The 16,026-nt window shown below is 44.9% G+C and carries 13 protein-coding genes; 6 read left to right on the top strand and 7 right to left on the bottom strand.

Features of this window, described 5'->3' with window-relative positions; all coding sequences use genetic code 11:
- Positions 1-30 precede the first annotated feature (30 nt).
- Both B9A91_RS07750 and B9A91_RS07745 read left to right on the top strand, forming a co-directional pair.
- A complete protein-coding gene (locus B9A91_RS07750) occupies positions 31-399 on the top strand; it encodes a PadR family transcriptional regulator (protein WP_084237787.1) in 369 nt (122 codons plus the stop codon).
- Complete coding sequence (locus B9A91_RS07745) at positions 396-1,949, top strand: PspC domain-containing protein (protein WP_084237786.1); 1,554 nt, start codon at positions 396-398, stop codon at positions 1,947-1,949. The genes B9A91_RS07750 and B9A91_RS07745 overlap by 4 nt, the downstream gene beginning before the upstream one ends.
- Before the next feature lie 2 nt (positions 1,950-1,951).
- Here the strand turns inward: B9A91_RS07745 and B9A91_RS07740 are convergent, their stop codons facing one another.
- Together B9A91_RS07740 and B9A91_RS07735 are read right to left on the bottom strand one after the other, a co-directional pair.
- Entirely contained in the window at positions 1,952-4,678 is a 2,727-nt protein-coding gene (locus B9A91_RS07740; RefSeq protein ID WP_084237785.1) for a hypothetical protein, read from the bottom strand.
- Positions 4,679-4,811: 133 nt separating this feature from the next.
- Positions 4,812-5,444: an NAD(P)H-dependent oxidoreductase gene (locus B9A91_RS07735; protein ID WP_084237784.1), complete on the bottom strand. Its 633-nt coding sequence runs from the start codon at positions 5,442-5,444 to the stop codon at positions 4,812-4,814.
- A 239-nt stretch (positions 5,445-5,683) separates the two neighbouring features.
- Here B9A91_RS07735 and B9A91_RS07730 point away from each other — a divergent pair, with 239 nt between their 5' ends.
- Positions 5,684-6,889: an OmpP1/FadL family transporter gene (locus B9A91_RS07730; protein WP_084237783.1), complete on the top strand. Its 1,206-nt coding sequence runs from the start codon at positions 5,684-5,686 to the stop codon at positions 6,887-6,889.
- Between the two features lie 18 nt (positions 6,890-6,907).
- Entirely contained in the window at positions 6,908-8,194 is a 1,287-nt protein-coding gene (locus B9A91_RS07725) for an SGNH/GDSL hydrolase family protein (RefSeq protein ID WP_084237782.1), read from the top strand.
- 510 nt (positions 8,195-8,704) lie between these two features.
- Here the strand turns inward: B9A91_RS07725 and B9A91_RS07720 are convergent.
- The 4 genes from B9A91_RS07720 to msrA all read right to left on the bottom strand — a co-directional run bounded on the left by B9A91_RS07720 (position 8,705) and on the right by msrA (position 11,137).
- The gene (locus tag B9A91_RS07720; RefSeq protein ID WP_084237781.1) at positions 8,705-8,968 is read right to left on the bottom strand and encodes a 4a-hydroxytetrahydrobiopterin dehydratase; all 264 of its coding nucleotides are present in this window, start codon (positions 8,966-8,968) and stop codon (positions 8,705-8,707) included.
- 87 nt (positions 8,969-9,055) lie between these two features.
- A complete protein-coding gene (locus B9A91_RS07715; RefSeq protein WP_084237780.1) occupies positions 9,056-9,925 on the bottom strand; it encodes an alpha/beta hydrolase in 870 nt (289 codons plus the stop codon).
- Positions 9,926-9,978: 53 nt separating this feature from the next.
- Positions 9,979-10,449, bottom strand: a complete 471-nt coding sequence (locus tag B9A91_RS07710) for a copper resistance protein NlpE (protein WP_084237779.1) — start codon at positions 10,447-10,449, stop codon at positions 9,979-9,981.
- 88 nt (positions 10,450-10,537) lie between these two features.
- Entirely contained in the window at positions 10,538-11,137 is a 600-nt protein-coding gene (gene msrA / locus B9A91_RS07705) for a peptide-methionine (S)-S-oxide reductase MsrA (RefSeq protein WP_084237778.1), read from the bottom strand.
- 130 nt (positions 11,138-11,267) lie between these two features.
- On the opposite strand from msrA, the gene B9A91_RS07700 reads away from it, so the two are divergent.
- Positions 11,268-12,230, top strand: a complete 963-nt coding sequence (locus B9A91_RS07700) for an isopenicillin N synthase family dioxygenase (protein ID WP_084237777.1) — start codon at positions 11,268-11,270, stop codon at positions 12,228-12,230.
- Positions 12,231-12,232: 2 nt separating this feature from the next.
- On the opposite strand, the gene B9A91_RS07695 is transcribed toward B9A91_RS07700, so the two are convergent.
- Positions 12,233-14,056, bottom strand: a complete 1,824-nt coding sequence (locus B9A91_RS07695) for a serine hydrolase domain-containing protein (protein WP_084237776.1) — start codon at positions 14,054-14,056, stop codon at positions 12,233-12,235.
- A gap of 98 nt (positions 14,057-14,154) precedes the next feature.
- Between B9A91_RS07695 and mutL the strand changes: the two genes are divergently transcribed.
- Positions 14,155-16,026 (top strand): DNA mismatch repair endonuclease MutL, encoded by a 1,872-nt coding sequence (gene mutL, locus B9A91_RS07690; RefSeq protein ID WP_084237775.1) that lies wholly within the window; start codon positions 14,155-14,157, stop codon positions 16,024-16,026.

Genomic DNA, 16,026 nt, shown 5'->3' with positions numbered 1-16,026 from the left:
ATTACTATATAAAGCATATAACTTTGTATTATGATAGCAGAGAATACCCAAACACAAATGCGGAAGGGCATAATTGAATATTGTGTCCTGCTCATTATATCAAGAGGCGAAATTTATGCTTCAGATATCATCGCAGAATTGAAACAAGCCAGGCTTCTGGTGGTAGAGGGCACACTTTATCCCTTGCTTACACGCTTGAAGAACAATGGCTTGCTGAGCTACAACTGGGTAGAATCAACTTCGGGCCCGCCACGCAAGTACTACATGCTAACCGAAGATGGCAAAGCCATTTTAAAGCAGCTGGATACCACCTGGCAGGAGCTTGAATATGCCATAAATACATCCAGGAAGGTAGCCGATCAGGAATCAAAAGGACCAGTTAATCCCACAAACTCATGAAGAAGACACACAACATAAATATTGGCAACTCCATTATTCATATTGAAGAGGATGCCTATGAAATGCTTACCATTTACCTGAACGAGGTAAAGCAGCACTTTGCAAGAAATGCAGATGATTTTGAAATTGTAACGGACATTGAAAACCGCATAGCAGAGATGTTTGCTGAAATGCTGAGCGTTCAGCAAAAGCAGGTGATCGGTATTGCCGATGTTCAATCCGTTATGCAGCAGATGGGCTCTGTAAAGGATTTTGAAACTTCAGAAGAAACAGATGAAAAATATGCCGCCCCGCAGGAGTACGATTCCATAAAGAAATTATACAGGGATACCGACCAGGCTATGATTGCCGGAGTATGCGCTGGCTTGGCGCATTACCTGGACCTGAATGTGAAATGGGTAAGGTTGTTTACTTTTCTTACCATTTTCATCTTTGGTTCGGGCTTGCTGGCCTATATCATTTTCTGGATCATGGTGCCAAAGGCAAAAACACGTTTTGAACGGATGTCGATGTACGGTGAGGAACCCACTTTACGTGGCTTTGCCAACAGCCATCAGCATCCATTGGTTAAACAATCCAAAGGTTTTGTAGCAGAATTTTTTGAAGTGATCTGGAACTTTCTGCAGGGAACAGGAAGGATTATCCTTAAAGTCATTGCCATCAGCATTACGGTTTTTGGGTCATTCCTTATACTGGCCCTCATTTCGGCTGCTGCGGCGCTGTTTGGTTTCTGGGATGCTGATATCTTCAGTTATTTTCCCCTGAACATCATCAACCAGGAGTATATCCCCGCAGTGGTTTTTGCAGCACTCCTCTTGTTTGGTATTCCGGTACTGGCCCTTATTATTTTCTCGCTGCGGGTTGCTTTCAACGGTAAGCCCATAAACAAAGCCTTTTCATTTGGAATGCTGATCGTATGGCTGGGCAGCGTGGTGTTTGGTATTTATTATGTAGCCAAAATATCGTCGGAGTTTAAAGAAGGCGCGGAGTTTACACAGAATACGGCCATCAGGCCTTTTAAGGAATATACCTTAAAGGCCGATTTTACTAAGTTTTTCACGAAGGAAGACAGCCTTAATTATGGTATTGACCCACAGAATTATAAAGAGAGAAGAATTCTGGACGATCGTGACGATGATTTTGATGCGCCCCGGAACATCTGGATCAGGATAGAAAAAAGCGAGGACGGCAAGACCGAGATCAGCCAGAATTACAAAGCAAGGGGCAAAACCTTTGAAGCCGCTTTAAAGAACGCACAGAATGTCCACTACGGTTTTCTGCAGCAGGGCGCAGTACTGAATTTTGGCCCGATGCTGTGGCTGCCAAAAAATGCCAACTGGCGAGGACAGGAAGTGGCATTGACGATGAAAGTCCCGGTAGGCACCCAGATCAGGGTCAGCAGGTCACTGCACAGGTATCTTTCCATTTACGATTACTGGACCTGTAACGACAATGCCGGTGATGCCGAGTTCACAGACTGGGTAATGACCGAATCCGGGCTGAAATGCAAGCATTTGCCCATTGAAGAACCAAAAAAAGAGGAAGAATAAACTTATTTAACAGTATAGCGGTAGACAGCGCGGCTTACGTTCCCGTTTTTGTCTACCCCTTCTATCACCGCTTTGTAAGTACCCTTGCCATCGGCATTGTAATACTCCAGCGATAAACCTCCTGCGGCAGTGGTAACCACTTTAGGGTTCCAGTAAATGGTACTGCGCAGATCATTAAAGTTATAGGTTGCCGCGGCATTTACATATTTAGGCATGTAAAATTCACGCTGTTTGCTGTAACCTTTTGGTTTAATTTTAAGAACCGCAGGATCAGGGATCAGCTTTTTGAACTCTTCCATGCTCATTTTTGTGCCCTTAGGGACTTTCTTGGTATTGATCACCAAAACGCCGTTGGTGTTGTACATCCGGTTTACCGTGCCCAGATCATCCCTGGTAAATACCTCTACATTTTCTACATCTGAGGATTGTACGCTCCCAAGTCCGATATAGTCAATTGGCATCCCGTTCAAAAAGATCTGTACAGGAACCCTGCTGCCTGCATTGTAGTCGCGCGTAACATAAAATTTGTCTTCAAAAAAGGTCAGTCCTGTAGCCATAGTCTGTAAACACAGGGCCAGGATGTTACAGCCCTGGAAGCGATCGCCTTCTATAACGGTAGCGTTGATGGAGCTTAAACCAGAAAGTGAAGGATAATCAGAATGGCTTGGTCTTTTGGCTTTGGCACCTTCAATTTTTACTTCTTTAAGTGTGCGTAAATAGCTGTACTGTCTTTTGCTGTTGTTCAGGTAGGAAGACATGGCACTGTCTATGTTTGTAATTTCTTCTCCCGGATGCGGGTTCCCGGTTACCGGTGGGGCTGGCTGTCCATCCAGCATAATCATAGGCCCGTTTCCGTTAACACTATATTTGGCATTGATCACCACATCAGAGGAATCCTGGAAAGTAAGGTTCTGGAAAGAGAAAACACCCAGTGCAGTGGTCATTACTTCTTTGGCCTGTGTTGTTCCCGGAACAGTTAAACGTAAAGTGCCTTTTCTTACAGGCATGCCTGTTCTGTCCCGCAGGGTACCAGTTAAGCGCATATCTTGTTCCGGTAAAAAGGAGATGGCCGGATATTTACCATCAATGATCTCTTTATAGGTATATCGCCGGAAACCCTGGGTGAGCAGCAGCACGTCCAGGTCGGCCAGTTTTTTTGCATTGGTTTTGTTAAAATAATAGTTCGGTTTCTCCACATAGCCCTTCAAATCAGAAGTCAGCAATAACGAACTTAATATGGTGATCTCGGAATTTTCATCCACCAGCACTTTTTGTTCGTCGGTAACCGACACAGAAAAATTACCCTCAGCCAGTTGCTCCCCGTCCTTTGCGCTAACGGCCAGTTTAACTTTCTGACGTGGTTTGTAAGTAGGCAGATCGCTTTTTAGGTTCAGCTTTAGCCCGTCAGTCCTATAGTTGAAGGCAAGTCGTTCACTTATCGGATTCCCGGTTTCATTAAACAAAGTAATCTGTACGATGCCTGCCGGGAACTTGTCTTTCGGAATACGGGCAGAGGTAACCTGTGTGTTCAGTTTGGTTTTTGCCGCATAATAAATGATACCCCCATTTGTAGCTACTATAAATAAGGTTTTACCTTTGTTTGCTTGATAGTATGGGTCGTTGGCCACAATTTTCAGGTTAAACGCCAGGGAATCGGTATTGTTTACCTGAGCTGCGATGCCGCTTTCCAGGCTCTTAGGCAAGTCGAAACTTTTTGTGCTGCCATCTGCAAAGGTTACATTTGCTTTATAGGACTTTCCTGCCTCGGCATTCAGGTAAAAAGAACCCATGCCAAGGTTGGAAGAACTGATATCACTGAGCTTATTGCCTCCATTGTCTACAATAGAACCTTTTAAATTTATGCCGACCCCATTGCTGTTGATGGCTTTGAAACCAATTCTTGTGGCTATCCCTGTAATCAGTTCACCACCTTCAGGGAAAAACTGCAGGTCATTAGCCGATGCCAGGGTGGGCTTTAGCTTAAAAGATGCAGTCTGCACATCTTTTTCTGTTAAATTGATATCGGTAATGAGCTCCCCATTCTGGATGCCCTCTGCTTTTCTGGGATCAATTTTGATCCTTAAGATACCATTCTGATCAGTAAGCCCTTTGCCTTTACTTACAATATCATAATTGGACAGCACTTTCCAGTTTACGGTTTTACCGGCCTGAACCACATTGTCGCGGTTTTTAAATTGTACCACCGCATCAATCACCTGGGCTTTGTCTGCTCCGGTAGTTTTATAACTGAAATGGGTATTCAGCTGTTTGTCTATGGCCTCACCAACAGGGATGGTCTTGCTGAAAAAATAAGCGTCATCAAAATTCAGCATCCAGAGGGTATAAGCCTTGAAGTAATAGTTGCCCTGCTGGTAGGTCCCGGGGGTAAGGGGAATGTTTCCATAGGCTACACCACCTGTAACCGGTAATTTTATGGTCTGGACCAGGGAGTCCTTGTTGCTGATCACATCTACATACACAATTTTGCTGAGCTGCGAAAGCAGGTTCTGTTCCATGGTTAAATAGGCTTTAAACCAAATGGTATCTGCAACACTGTAATAAGGTTTGTCAAAATGCAGGTAAACCTTTTCTACCGGGCGCTCATCGCTGACTTTTTTTGTTTTTTTTAGAATGTTATCTAAAACGACACTATCCTGCTGCGCAAATACAGAAAGCTGCACAGTAACTGAAAGTATTATAAGGGCGATTGCAAATTTTATAAATCTCATCAAAACGTATGTATACAATAATATTGCTAATATATTCATTTATGAAATGAATAGGTCAACAACCTTGCATCTTTAACATTTTTTGACAGTTAAGGGCAAAAGAAAAAGGCCGTCGGAGGACGGCCTTTTACAACTATTTAAATTCAATAATGAAGTCCTTTAAAGGGGTGCGTACCTTTTTCAGACCTACCAGCCAGTCGCCGGCCTCATCCCTGTAGCCTAACGGCATAATGGTGGTGCTGCGTAACCCCATTTTGTTTAAGCCCAGGAGCTCGTCCAGTTTTGCTGGCTCAAAGCCTTCCATCGGTGTAGCATCCACTTTTAACAAGGCGGCCTCGGCCAGGGCAACCCCAAAACCTATATAGGCTTGTTTGGCGGCATGATGAAAATTCTCCTCTGAAGTTCTGTTGGTATAATTGTTCACCAGGTTGTTCACATAATCTGCTGTAGCCGACTCCGGTACACCACGTTCGTTATTGGTATGTGTAAATATTCCCCTGATCCTTTCTTCAGTATAATTGTCCCAAGCTGCAAAGATCAGTACATGAGAAGCGTCGGTAATTTGTTGTTGCCCATAAGCAACCGCTTTGATTTTTTCTTTCAGCTCCTGGTTTGTCACCACAATGATCTTGAAGGGCTGTAAGCCTGATGATGTAGGTGCAAGACGGGCAGCAGCCAATATCTGGTCAACTTTTTCCTGCGGTACAGGCTGTCCATTCATTTTTTTAGTGGCATAACGCCAGTTCAATGCTTCTATTAAGCTCATATTATTGTAATTAAATATCTTTTATAAATTGATAACCTAGCGGTGCTACTAAATGTTAACACCGTTAGCAAATGTATGCATGTTATTCTTTTGAATACAAACATTCTTTGCGATTTGACTTTTAAATGAAAAATAATTTTTATTATGCATGCATAGTTATATATTAGCTAAAACTTACACTCATTTACAATTGTTGTTAGCTTAACTAGCAACATTTTAACGTCTAACCAATTTTACCCATGAAAAAGATTCTATTCGGTATTCTATTTGCCATTCCGGTATTGGGTTTTTCCCAATCTTTCCAGGTCAACCTTCAGGGGCAGAAACAAACTGCAATGGGGGGTGCAGGCACAGGCCTTGCCCTTGATGAGGCCGCTGTATTTTTTAACCCCGGTGCTGTTTCTTTTCTTAAAAAGAACGGTGTACAGGTGGGTGCGCATGGTATCTGGCTTAAAACTGCTTTTAACGAAACCGGCACCCAGACAGTAGAGCATAATAAAAATAAAGTTCCCACCCCATTTGCGGCCTATGCGGTTTTTGGCGCTCCGGAAAGCCGCCTGAGGTTTGGTATTGGAGCCTATACTCCATTTGGAGGCGCTATGCACTGGAACGAGGACTGGACCGGTAAGTATACGGTTACTTCGCTAGATTTACGTGCAATTTTTATACAGCCTACTTTGAGTTTAAGGATTACAGATAACATTGGTATCGGCGGTGGTTTGGTGTATTCACTGGGGCATGTCGATCTTAGAAAAGCTTTGCCTTATACCAATAACGGGCAGCAGACCACAGCCCAGCTCAAAGGTGATTCAAAAGATTTTGGCTGGAATGCAGGTATCTTTATCAAAACCGTTTCCGGAATTTCCGTGGGCCTAAGCCACCGCTCGCAGGTAACGGCCAGGGTTGAGGGCGGAGAAGCCAATTTCTTTAATGCCCCGGCTTCTGTAACTCCGTTATTGCCAAGCAGCTTTGACGCCACGCTGCCCCTGCCTGCAACCAGTACCGTTGGCTTTGGCTTTTACCCTTCCGAAAAAACCACTATTGCGCTCGACGTAAACTGGGTATGGTGGCATGCTTATAAAGACCTTACTTTTTATTACGACAATGGCACTTCTACACCATCAGCCCGTAATTATCATGATGCCGCTACTTTCCGTGCGGGGATACAGAACGAAACCACTTCCTTCCTCACCTTACGGGCAGGGGTAGGTTATGCCCTGAGCCCGGTAGGAAAGGGCTATGTGACACCTGAAGTTCCTGATGCAGACCGCTTGCTTCTGAGTGCAGGTATTGGCCTTAAACCTTCAGAAAGGTTTAACATCGACTTGTCTTTCCTTTACGAGAACGTGAAATCCAGGACAGAGACCAATATTGAGACCAACCTGAGCGGTACATTTAAAACCGTAGCTTATATTCCTGGTATGTCCTTGTCCTATAAATTCTAATTTTCTAACCCGAACATCATGAAATCAACATACTTTTATAAAAGCGCGCTGGCGCTGGCCATTCTCGGACTGGCATCCTGCAAACCCAGCATTGATACCGTTGCCCCAACCAAGGGCAATGCCGATTTTACCCGTTACATTGCACTGGGAAATTCTCTTACTGCCGGGTTTTCCGACGGAGGCCTGTACCTGGAAGTACAGCAGAGCTCCTATCCACAGCTGATCGGTACACAGATGAAAGCTGTTGGGGGCGGAAGTTTCAGTACGCCATTGTTCCCCGCAGATAAATTTAACGGGTCTGGTTACCTTAAACTTACGGCTTTAACCAATGGAGTGCCCACTATAGTTCCAGAAACTTCAAACCTGGCTGTTCGCGGGCAGGTGGGCAGCCAGGTCTTATATACCAAGTATACTGGCGATATTGAGAATTTTGGCGTGCCGGGTATTAAACTGGTCCATGCCAACATTCCGGGGTATGGAACATTGAATAATTATTTTGAGCGGATGCTGCCAGATGCCAGCGTAGGTACTGCCACTTATCTGGGCTTTGCTACTGCAAAGCCATGGACATTTTTTAGCTGCTGGCTGGGAAACAATGACATCCTGGGTTATGCCAGTGCAGGTGCTACCGGCGAATTGCCAACTGCAAAAAGTACTTTTTCCGGTGCTTATAGTACAGTGATTAATGAATTGACAAAAAATGGTGCCAAGGGTGTAGTGGCCACCATTCCGGGAGTAACCAGTACGGCCTATTTCAATACTGTAACTTTAAAAACCTTACTGGCGGCTATTAATGCTACCCCGACGGGGGCTTCGGTAAAAGATATTTACATTCAGCCTGGTACTGGCCCGGCCAGGGTTGCAACTGCTGAAGATCTGTTTACCCTGCCTTTAAGTTCAGCAAATGTAATGGGCAAGCCGAACGGACAGGGTATTCCTTATGGCCTGCATCCTTTAAATCCGGTTGAGAGCAAATATGTATTGGATAAGGCCGAAGTGGCCATAGTGAACGACTATATCGCGTCCTATAATACCAGTATTAAAACCATTGCCAATGCAAAGGGCCTGGCCCTGATGGATGCTTATGCCATGCTGAATGAGTATGCCGGAGGCAAATCTGCAAACGGTATCCCGGTTAGTGCGGCATTTATCCAGGGCAACCTGTTTTCACTGGATGGCATCCACTTAACGCCGCTGGGTTATGCCATAACTGCCAATGCATTTATAAAAGCCATTAACGATAAATATGGTGCAAGCATTCCTGTTGTAGATGTGACTAAGTTCAGAGGGGTTAAGTTTCCTTAATTCTTATTTTTTAAATCAAAAAGGCCCTGGTATTACATTCAGGGCCTTTTTTTTGACTTCATGTCGGGAGCTCTCCGATCAATCAAATAATTGAGTAAAGCATGAATGAAGCGGAGGCTCCAGAATACTTAACTTGCAGGTTAACAAGCATCAGCTACTGGACAAATCAAGGGCTGGTCCAAGGTTGCTTAAGGTTTTATTGGGAAAAGGTACCTTTTATCCCAATAAGTTTCGAAGCAGACCTCAGTCAGACCTTGATTTGGTATTTACCTGACCCTATTTAGTCCTATTGCTTACCAAACTCCGATCCAAAAGATATCCTGAGGAATTTCAGCTCTGCCGCAATAAAATCTATTTCCCGGCATGTGTGTTTAGGCTTTCAGCCGGATAATTTTTCAAAAGACCTAGCTGGTTCGATCTGAATAGGGAGGCCTTTGTACGAGGACTGGAATGCGTTATTTTAATGCGATGTGCGTGGATGCGGCATTGCAAAATGGATAAAATTGATGTTTAAGCCGATGGCTCCAGCAATTTATCGATTTCTTTGGCCAGGTTCCTGTCCTTTTCGGTAACCACATTACCGGCATCGTGGGTGGACAGCCAGATTTCTACTTTATTCCATTCATTGGTCCATTTGGGGTGATGGTTGTGTTTCTCGGCCAGGAAAGCTACACGTATCATAAAGGTAAATGCTTCCTGAAAATCTTTAAATATCACGGCCTTGTACAATTTTTTATCTCTTTCTTCCCATTGTTTCTGCAAGATCTTTTCCATGACGGTAAATAAAAGACTGCTGCATTGCAGTCTTTTGCTAAAACAAAAATAAACGGAATAAGGTTCTCGATTTTATTGCACGCACCTTTAAAGTGCTTTAAAATCTACTTCCATCTGGTAGGGCTTCTTCTGTTCTATATAAGTCCGGATGAACCACAGAATGTCATCCAGGTTATTGTGCATGGGCGTACCGGCAATGTCATGCCCTATGTTGCGTACAGACTGGAAATAATAAGGATAGCTCTGTTTTTTAAAAAGGCTGGCCAGGTACCTGGAACCAAACATACCGCGGTTAAACAGCTTAACTTTGTTGTAAACCACAATCTTATCGTCAGTACCGTGGAACATCATGGTAGGTGCAGGCGGTATTTTGTAGCCGGGTTTGCCGGTGTAACTTAAAATGGCGCCCGCAAAGGCAATTATGCCCTTGTATTGAAAACTTTGCGGCAATTTCTGACTGATGGCAGTGTTGTTCCTTTTCTCCCAATCGGCCTGTAAACTGGTGACTGCTCCGGCGCTCGATCCGGAAAGGATCACCATTGAGGTATCAATGCCCAGCTTGTCTGCATGGGTAATCAGGTAGTTCGTGGCATCGTACATATCTTCTACTGCATAGGCAATGGCATTTTTAAGTACACTGGTATTGAATACCGTTGGCCATTTTTCACCCTTCAGCCCAAGCCGGTAATCAATAGAGATCACTTTGTAGTTGTGCTCAACCAGTTTTTTAAAATAGTCCAGGTAATATTTGTCGTCCCGTGTGCCCCGGATAAAGCCGCCCCCAAAAGCAAAAATAATGCAGGGCTTTTTTACCTGCAGGTCCTGATTGCTGTAAATGTCGAGTTTTAGGGAAAGGGTATCTTTTGTGCTGTATGCAAAGGTTTCTTTAACCTGGGCAGAGCCATACAGTCCGCAGGCAAGCAAAAGACAGGTTAAAAGCAGCGTTCTGTAATTCACGGTATAAGTTTTTATACGAATATAGTGACATTATTAAACAGAAGCCCGGTAAATTATTTTTTTAGCACATAGCTGTCTGCAAGTGCGCCGGTTACCTTATTGCCATCCATATCCAGCTGGGTAAGCGTATTTTCCCCTACAAAAAACAATCGGTGATGATCAACGGTTTCCAATGTAACTTTACTGCCTGTTGCATCCCATTTAAATTTGCCTTTCTCTTCATAAACCTTATCGCTTTTTCCTTTGTATTTTGTTTTGATCAGAAAGCTCAGGTCGGGGTTTAAGGTAACCTCGGTCTCTATCCCTTCACAATCGGCGCAGGGTGTAACACCTTTATAGGTACCGTTCCAGTCCAGCGAGTTTTGTGCATTGTGCGGATCGGCTGTTGCATTATGGTCTGTTTTAGTGGTGTCAACCGTGCCGGATATTGAGCTGGTGTCTGCAGCAGCAGTAGATTTTGTCTCATGGTTACAGCTCCAGATCAGTATCGGGGCCAGCGACAGCGCAAGCAATAGTTTTTTCATTTCCTTAATCGGATATTTTGTTAATAACTAACAACGGATAAATTCAAATTATCATATCTGCGGCAGGGAAAATCTTTGCGGCTCCGGATTAATGCTTAAGCCTGGCCTTAAAAAGCTTTTCCAGCTTCTCCATCTTCGGCAGGATTACCATGCGGCAATAAGGTGCGCTGCCGTTTTTGTTAAAATAATCCTGGTGATAATTTTCTGCCAGGTAAAAAGGGGCCGCTTTGCTGATGGCCGTAACCACCGGTTTATCGAAGGCCCTGGTATCGTTTAGCTCCTTTTTATACTTTTCGGCCAGCTGTTTCTGTTCTTCGTTATGGTAAAAGATGACAGAGCGGTATTGTGTGCCTACATCTGCTCCCTGCCTGTTTAATGTAGTAGGATCATGGCTTTTCCAGAAAACCTCCAGCAGTTCCTCATATTTGATTTTTGCAGGGTCGTAAGTAACCTCTATCACCTCCGCATGGCCGGTAGTTCCGGTACATACATCTTCGTAGGAAGGATTGGAAACATTGCCGCCCTCATAGCCAGAGCGAACAGCAGTGACCCCGTTTAACCGCTGGAACAATGCCTCGGAACACCAGAAGCAGCCCATACCAAAAGTTGCTTTTTGCAGTTTTTTCGATTGTGCATCTGCAGCGTTCACTGATAAAAGGATCAAAACTATAACTGATAAATACTTCATAACCTAAAATTCTGTGTCAGAGAACCATCTCTCTGTTAAAGTTACGCAACATCAGCGCTTTTAGTTTTTCCATTCATGTTTATTCCGATTTTTCTTACATTAGCTTGATATTACCTATAAAAAGAAAGCGATGTCAACACCTTATATTCCATGTTTAGATCTGGGTTCATACATTAACGGAAATGATGAACAACGTAAAAAATTTTCTGATGAACTGGGCAGGGCATTCCATGATTCGGGCTTTGTGACCATTACCAATCATGGCGTAAGCCAGCAACTGATTGATAAGTTGTACCAGAATATACAGGCTGCGTTCAGGCTAACACCTGAACAGAAACAGCAATATGAAAAAGCGGAGCTTGCCGGTCAGCGCGGTTATACGAGCCCGGGTAAAGAAACGGCAAAAGGAGCCAAAACGGCCGACCTGAAGGAGTTCTGGCAGATAGGCCAGGAGGTGACGGATGGCGATCCTATAAAAGAACAGTACCCTGACAATGAATATCTTGCCGAAATCCCGGAGTTTAATGAGGTAACCCGAGAGATTTATGTAAGGCTGGAAAACAATGGGAAGCACCTGCTGCGGGCCATAGCTACCTATTTAAATCTTCCTGTAGCTTATTTCGATAAGCAGGTACATAATGGAAATTCCATTTTAAGGGGAATACATTATTTTCCTATTGAAAACCCGGATGCTTTACCAGACGATGCGGTAAGGGCAGGAGCACATGAAGATATCAATCTGATCACTTTGCTGATTGGTGCCAGTGCGGATGGACTGGAAGTGCTTACCCGCAGCAACGAATGGCTGCCCATTAAAGCACACCATACCGATATTGTAGTTAACGTAGGCGATATGCTGCAGCGCTTAACCAACAATAAACTGAAATCGACAACCCACCGTGTGGTAAACCCACCGCGTGAGCTGATGAAAACGTCACGTTTTTCAGTGCCTTTCTTCCTGCACCCCAGAAGTGATATGGACCTAACCTGTCTGGAATCCTGTATTGATGCCGAACATCCAAAAGCCTATACAGATATGACTGCAGGTGAGTACCTGGATGAAAGGTTAAGGGAAATAGGGCTAAAAAAATAGCCCTAATTTAATCCTTTATCTATTGCTTTATTGATGACATCCTGTATGCGGCCCCTGATCCTCATGTTGATGAGTTTATCACTAACGGCAGGGTTTACACGGTTGGAAAGAAAAACGTAAACCAGTCCGCGTGAGGGGTCTACCCATATGCAGGTGCCGGTATAGCCCGTATGTCCGTAGGTCTGTGCTGAAGCCAGTTCTGAAGGATATTTTTTGCTTAGGTCTGGGTCCCACCTGTCAAAACCCAGGCCACGGCGGCTTACATCCGACTGCTTAGCTGTAAACATATCCACTGTTTGAGGTTTAAAGTACTGTTCGCCGCCATAATTGCCTTTGTTGAGCAGCATCTGGTAAATGATGGCCACATCATTGGCGCTGGCAAACAGGCCGGCATGACCGGATACACCACCTGCAAGGGCAGCTCCCTGGTCGTGCACATAGCCCTGCAGCAGGGTCTTTCTGAAATAAGTATCCTGTTCGGTTGGGACGATCTGGTTCCGCTCAAAGCGGTTTCTCGGTAAAAAGCCTGCAGTCTGCATGCCCAAAGGCTTGTAGAAATTATCCTGAACATACTGATCCAGGGGAATACCGCTCAACCGTTCCGAGATCTCTTTCATCACATACATACTGATGTCGCTGTACACATAGCTGCCCCTGGTTTTGATGGGCGAGTTGATCATCTTTGGCCACATCACATCCTTAAAGTAGTTTTTTCTGACAAAGTAGTTGTCGGCCACCTTTGTTGGATAGGCAGCACTCGAATCCCTGCTGTAATCGCTGGTTTGTATGGAATTGTGAAAAGGGATATAAGGAATAAAGCCCGCCTGGTGCAGCATGACTTCACGCACATTGACATTGTTCATTGGGGTTGTCCTGGCCCTTGGGATATAAGCGCCCACATTGGTGTCCAGTTTTAGTTTTTGCTCCTCAAATAAACGCATTACTGTTGGCGTTGTGGCTGTGGTTTTGGTTAAAGAGGCCAGGTCAAAAATATCGGTGACCTTGTCCGGGTATTCGGCGGTATTGTACGTATGATGGCCGTAGGCTTTGTTGAAAATCACTTTCCCATCTTTAGCTACCAGTACTACCATGCCTGGCGCGGCCTGGGCCCTGATGGTTTCGGCAGCAATATCGTCAATGGCTGTGAGATTGTTGCTGTTCACACCCGCATCTTCCGGAACGGTATATTTAAGCCTTGTTTTGGTAGTGATGAAGCCGGAGCCTGCAGTATACTTACCGGATACATTGGCTGCCAGTTTTTTGTTCAGCGCAATGCCGCCGAAAATGGCCTGTGGAACCACTGCAGCTGCGTTAACCGTGTTCTGATCTGTCCAGATAATGGGGCTGTTCAGCGCGTCAAAAGCCTGAAGGGCAGTAACTTCTCCGAACAGGGCGATGATTACCTGTTTGCTTTTGGAAAGACTGGCAATGAAACCGGCATTTCTCGGGTTCTGCACCTCCGATGACGGGAGGGCTATGATAACGGTATTGAAATATTTAAGGTCATCTTCCAGGTTGTTCAGGTTTGCATCAGCCTGGTACTGTGCGGAAGAATAGGAGCTTACTTTTGCATATTTGTTCAGCAGGCTGTCAAAAACCTGCTGGTAGCTGAAGCCCAGTGAAACCGATGCAATGTTCTTTTTGTCCAGCTTCATCAGCGGGACAATATTGTTCTGGTTATTTAACAGTACCGTATTGCTGCTGATGCTGTTCAATATGGCCAGCTGCTGCTCATTTTGCTGGTGTACCTGTGCGCAGGCACTGAAGGTAAACAGGGCGAAAAAGCAGGCGACAATCTTAATGGATGTGATAAGAAAAGGTTTCATAAGGCTAAAGATAGGAAAATGATGACAAATTATTCGGGAATGAAATCCCTGATGAGGCATATTTTCCCTAAATTAGCAACTTTACCGAAGATTGATAAATGTCAGATATTATACAGCTTTTACCCGACAGCATTGCCAACCAGATTGCAGCAGGCGAGGTGGTGCAACGGCCGGCATCGGCAGTAAAAGAACTATTAGAGAATGCCATAGATGCGGGGGCAAATAAAATACAATTGATTGTTAAGGATGCGGGGAAAGCGCTGATCCAGGTGATCGATAATGGCTCCGGTATGAGTGTTACCGATGCGCGGATGTGCTTTGAGCGCCATGCAACATCTAAAGTGCGCAAAGCAGAAGACCTTTTTGCCATCCGTACTATGGGCTTCAGAGGTGAGGCAATGGCTTCTATTGCCGCAATTGCTCAGGTAGAGATGAAAACCCGGAAGCATGATGAGGAACTGGGTACCATTATTCAGATTGAGGGCTCTGCGGTGCTGAACCAGGAACCTGCAGCAACTGCTGAAGGAACCAGTATCAGTGTCAAAAACCTTTTTTACAATACCCCTGCAAGGCGTAACTTTTTGAAAAGCAATCCCGCTGAAATGCGGCACATCATTGATGAGTTTCAGCGTGTAGCGCTTGCCCATCCGGCTATTGCTTTCAGCCTGCACCACGATGGCGTGGAAATCTATCGCCTGCCGTCCTCGGTGTTAAAGCAACGCATTGTGCATTTATTTGGCAACAATTATAACGAAAGGCTTATCCCGGTAGAAGAGGAAACCAGCATCATCAATTTAAAGGGCTATATCGGAAAGCCTGAGTACGCAAAAAAAACAAGGGGCGAGCAGTTCTTTTTTGTCAACAACCGTTTCATTAAAGATGCTTATTTAAACCACGCGGTGAACAAGGCTTATGAAGAGTTGTTGGCAGATGACCATTTTCCTTTGTATGTACTGTTCATAGACATAGATCCGGCAAATATTGATGTGAATGTGCACCCCACAAAAACAGAGATCAAGTACCTGGACGAGAAATCCATCTATGCGATCCTGCATTCAGCTGTAAAAAGGTCGCTGGGTAGGTTCAACATCAGTCCGACCATAGACTTTGACCAGGAGACCGGCTTTAGCAGTATGATTACCCATAAAGCACCGGAAGAAATCATACCGCCAAGCATCAGCTTTAATCCGGATTTTAACCCTTTTGCAGAAGACAAACCCGCTGTTGCCCGGGAGTCGGCCTATGCCAGTTTCCCTAAAACCTACAGCGGGGGCCGGGGGAACATACAGCCCAGTACAAAGAACTGGGGTAGCCTGTATGAGATTGCAAACCATAGCCCGGCAGAACAGTCTGCCCTTGATTTGCCCGGACAGGAGCCTGAGCACCAGTTTAGCCCGGTGCAAAAACAGCTGATGCAGCTGCACAACCGCTACATCATTTCGCAGATCAAATCGGGTTTAATGCTTATTGACCAGCAGGCGGCGCACGAAAGGATACTTTACGAACGTTTTACCCTGCACCTGGAAGACAGAAAAGGGGCTTCCCAGCAAAGCCTGTTTCCGCAAACAGTTACTTTGAGCCCGAACGACTATGAGCTGGCCAAAAGCTTACTGGACGATATAAAAAGTTTGGGCTTTGAAGTAAGAGAATTCGGTAAAAATACGTTAGTGATTGAAGGGATCCCGGTAGACCTGGGAGGCAGTAACATCAACGAAACACAGCTTTTTGAGCACCTGATAGAAGGCTTTAAAAACTCTCAGCAGGAGCTGAAGCTGGACAAAAGGGATGCGCTGGCCAGAAGTATGGCCAGGAACAGCGCCATCAAAAATGGCACAGTGTTGGGGCAGGAAGAAATGAACACCCTGATTGAACAGCTTTTTGCCTGTAAAACCCCTAACTTTAGTATTAGCGGTAAGCCAGTGATCCAAACCATTGGCCTGGCCGAACTTGATAAAAAATTTGATAAATAA

Source organism: Pedobacter africanus (assembly GCF_900176535.1).
Classification (GTDB): domain Bacteria; phylum Bacteroidota; class Bacteroidia; order Sphingobacteriales; family Sphingobacteriaceae; genus Pedobacter; species Pedobacter africanus.
This window is presented reverse-complemented; position numbering and strand designations above follow the sequence as displayed.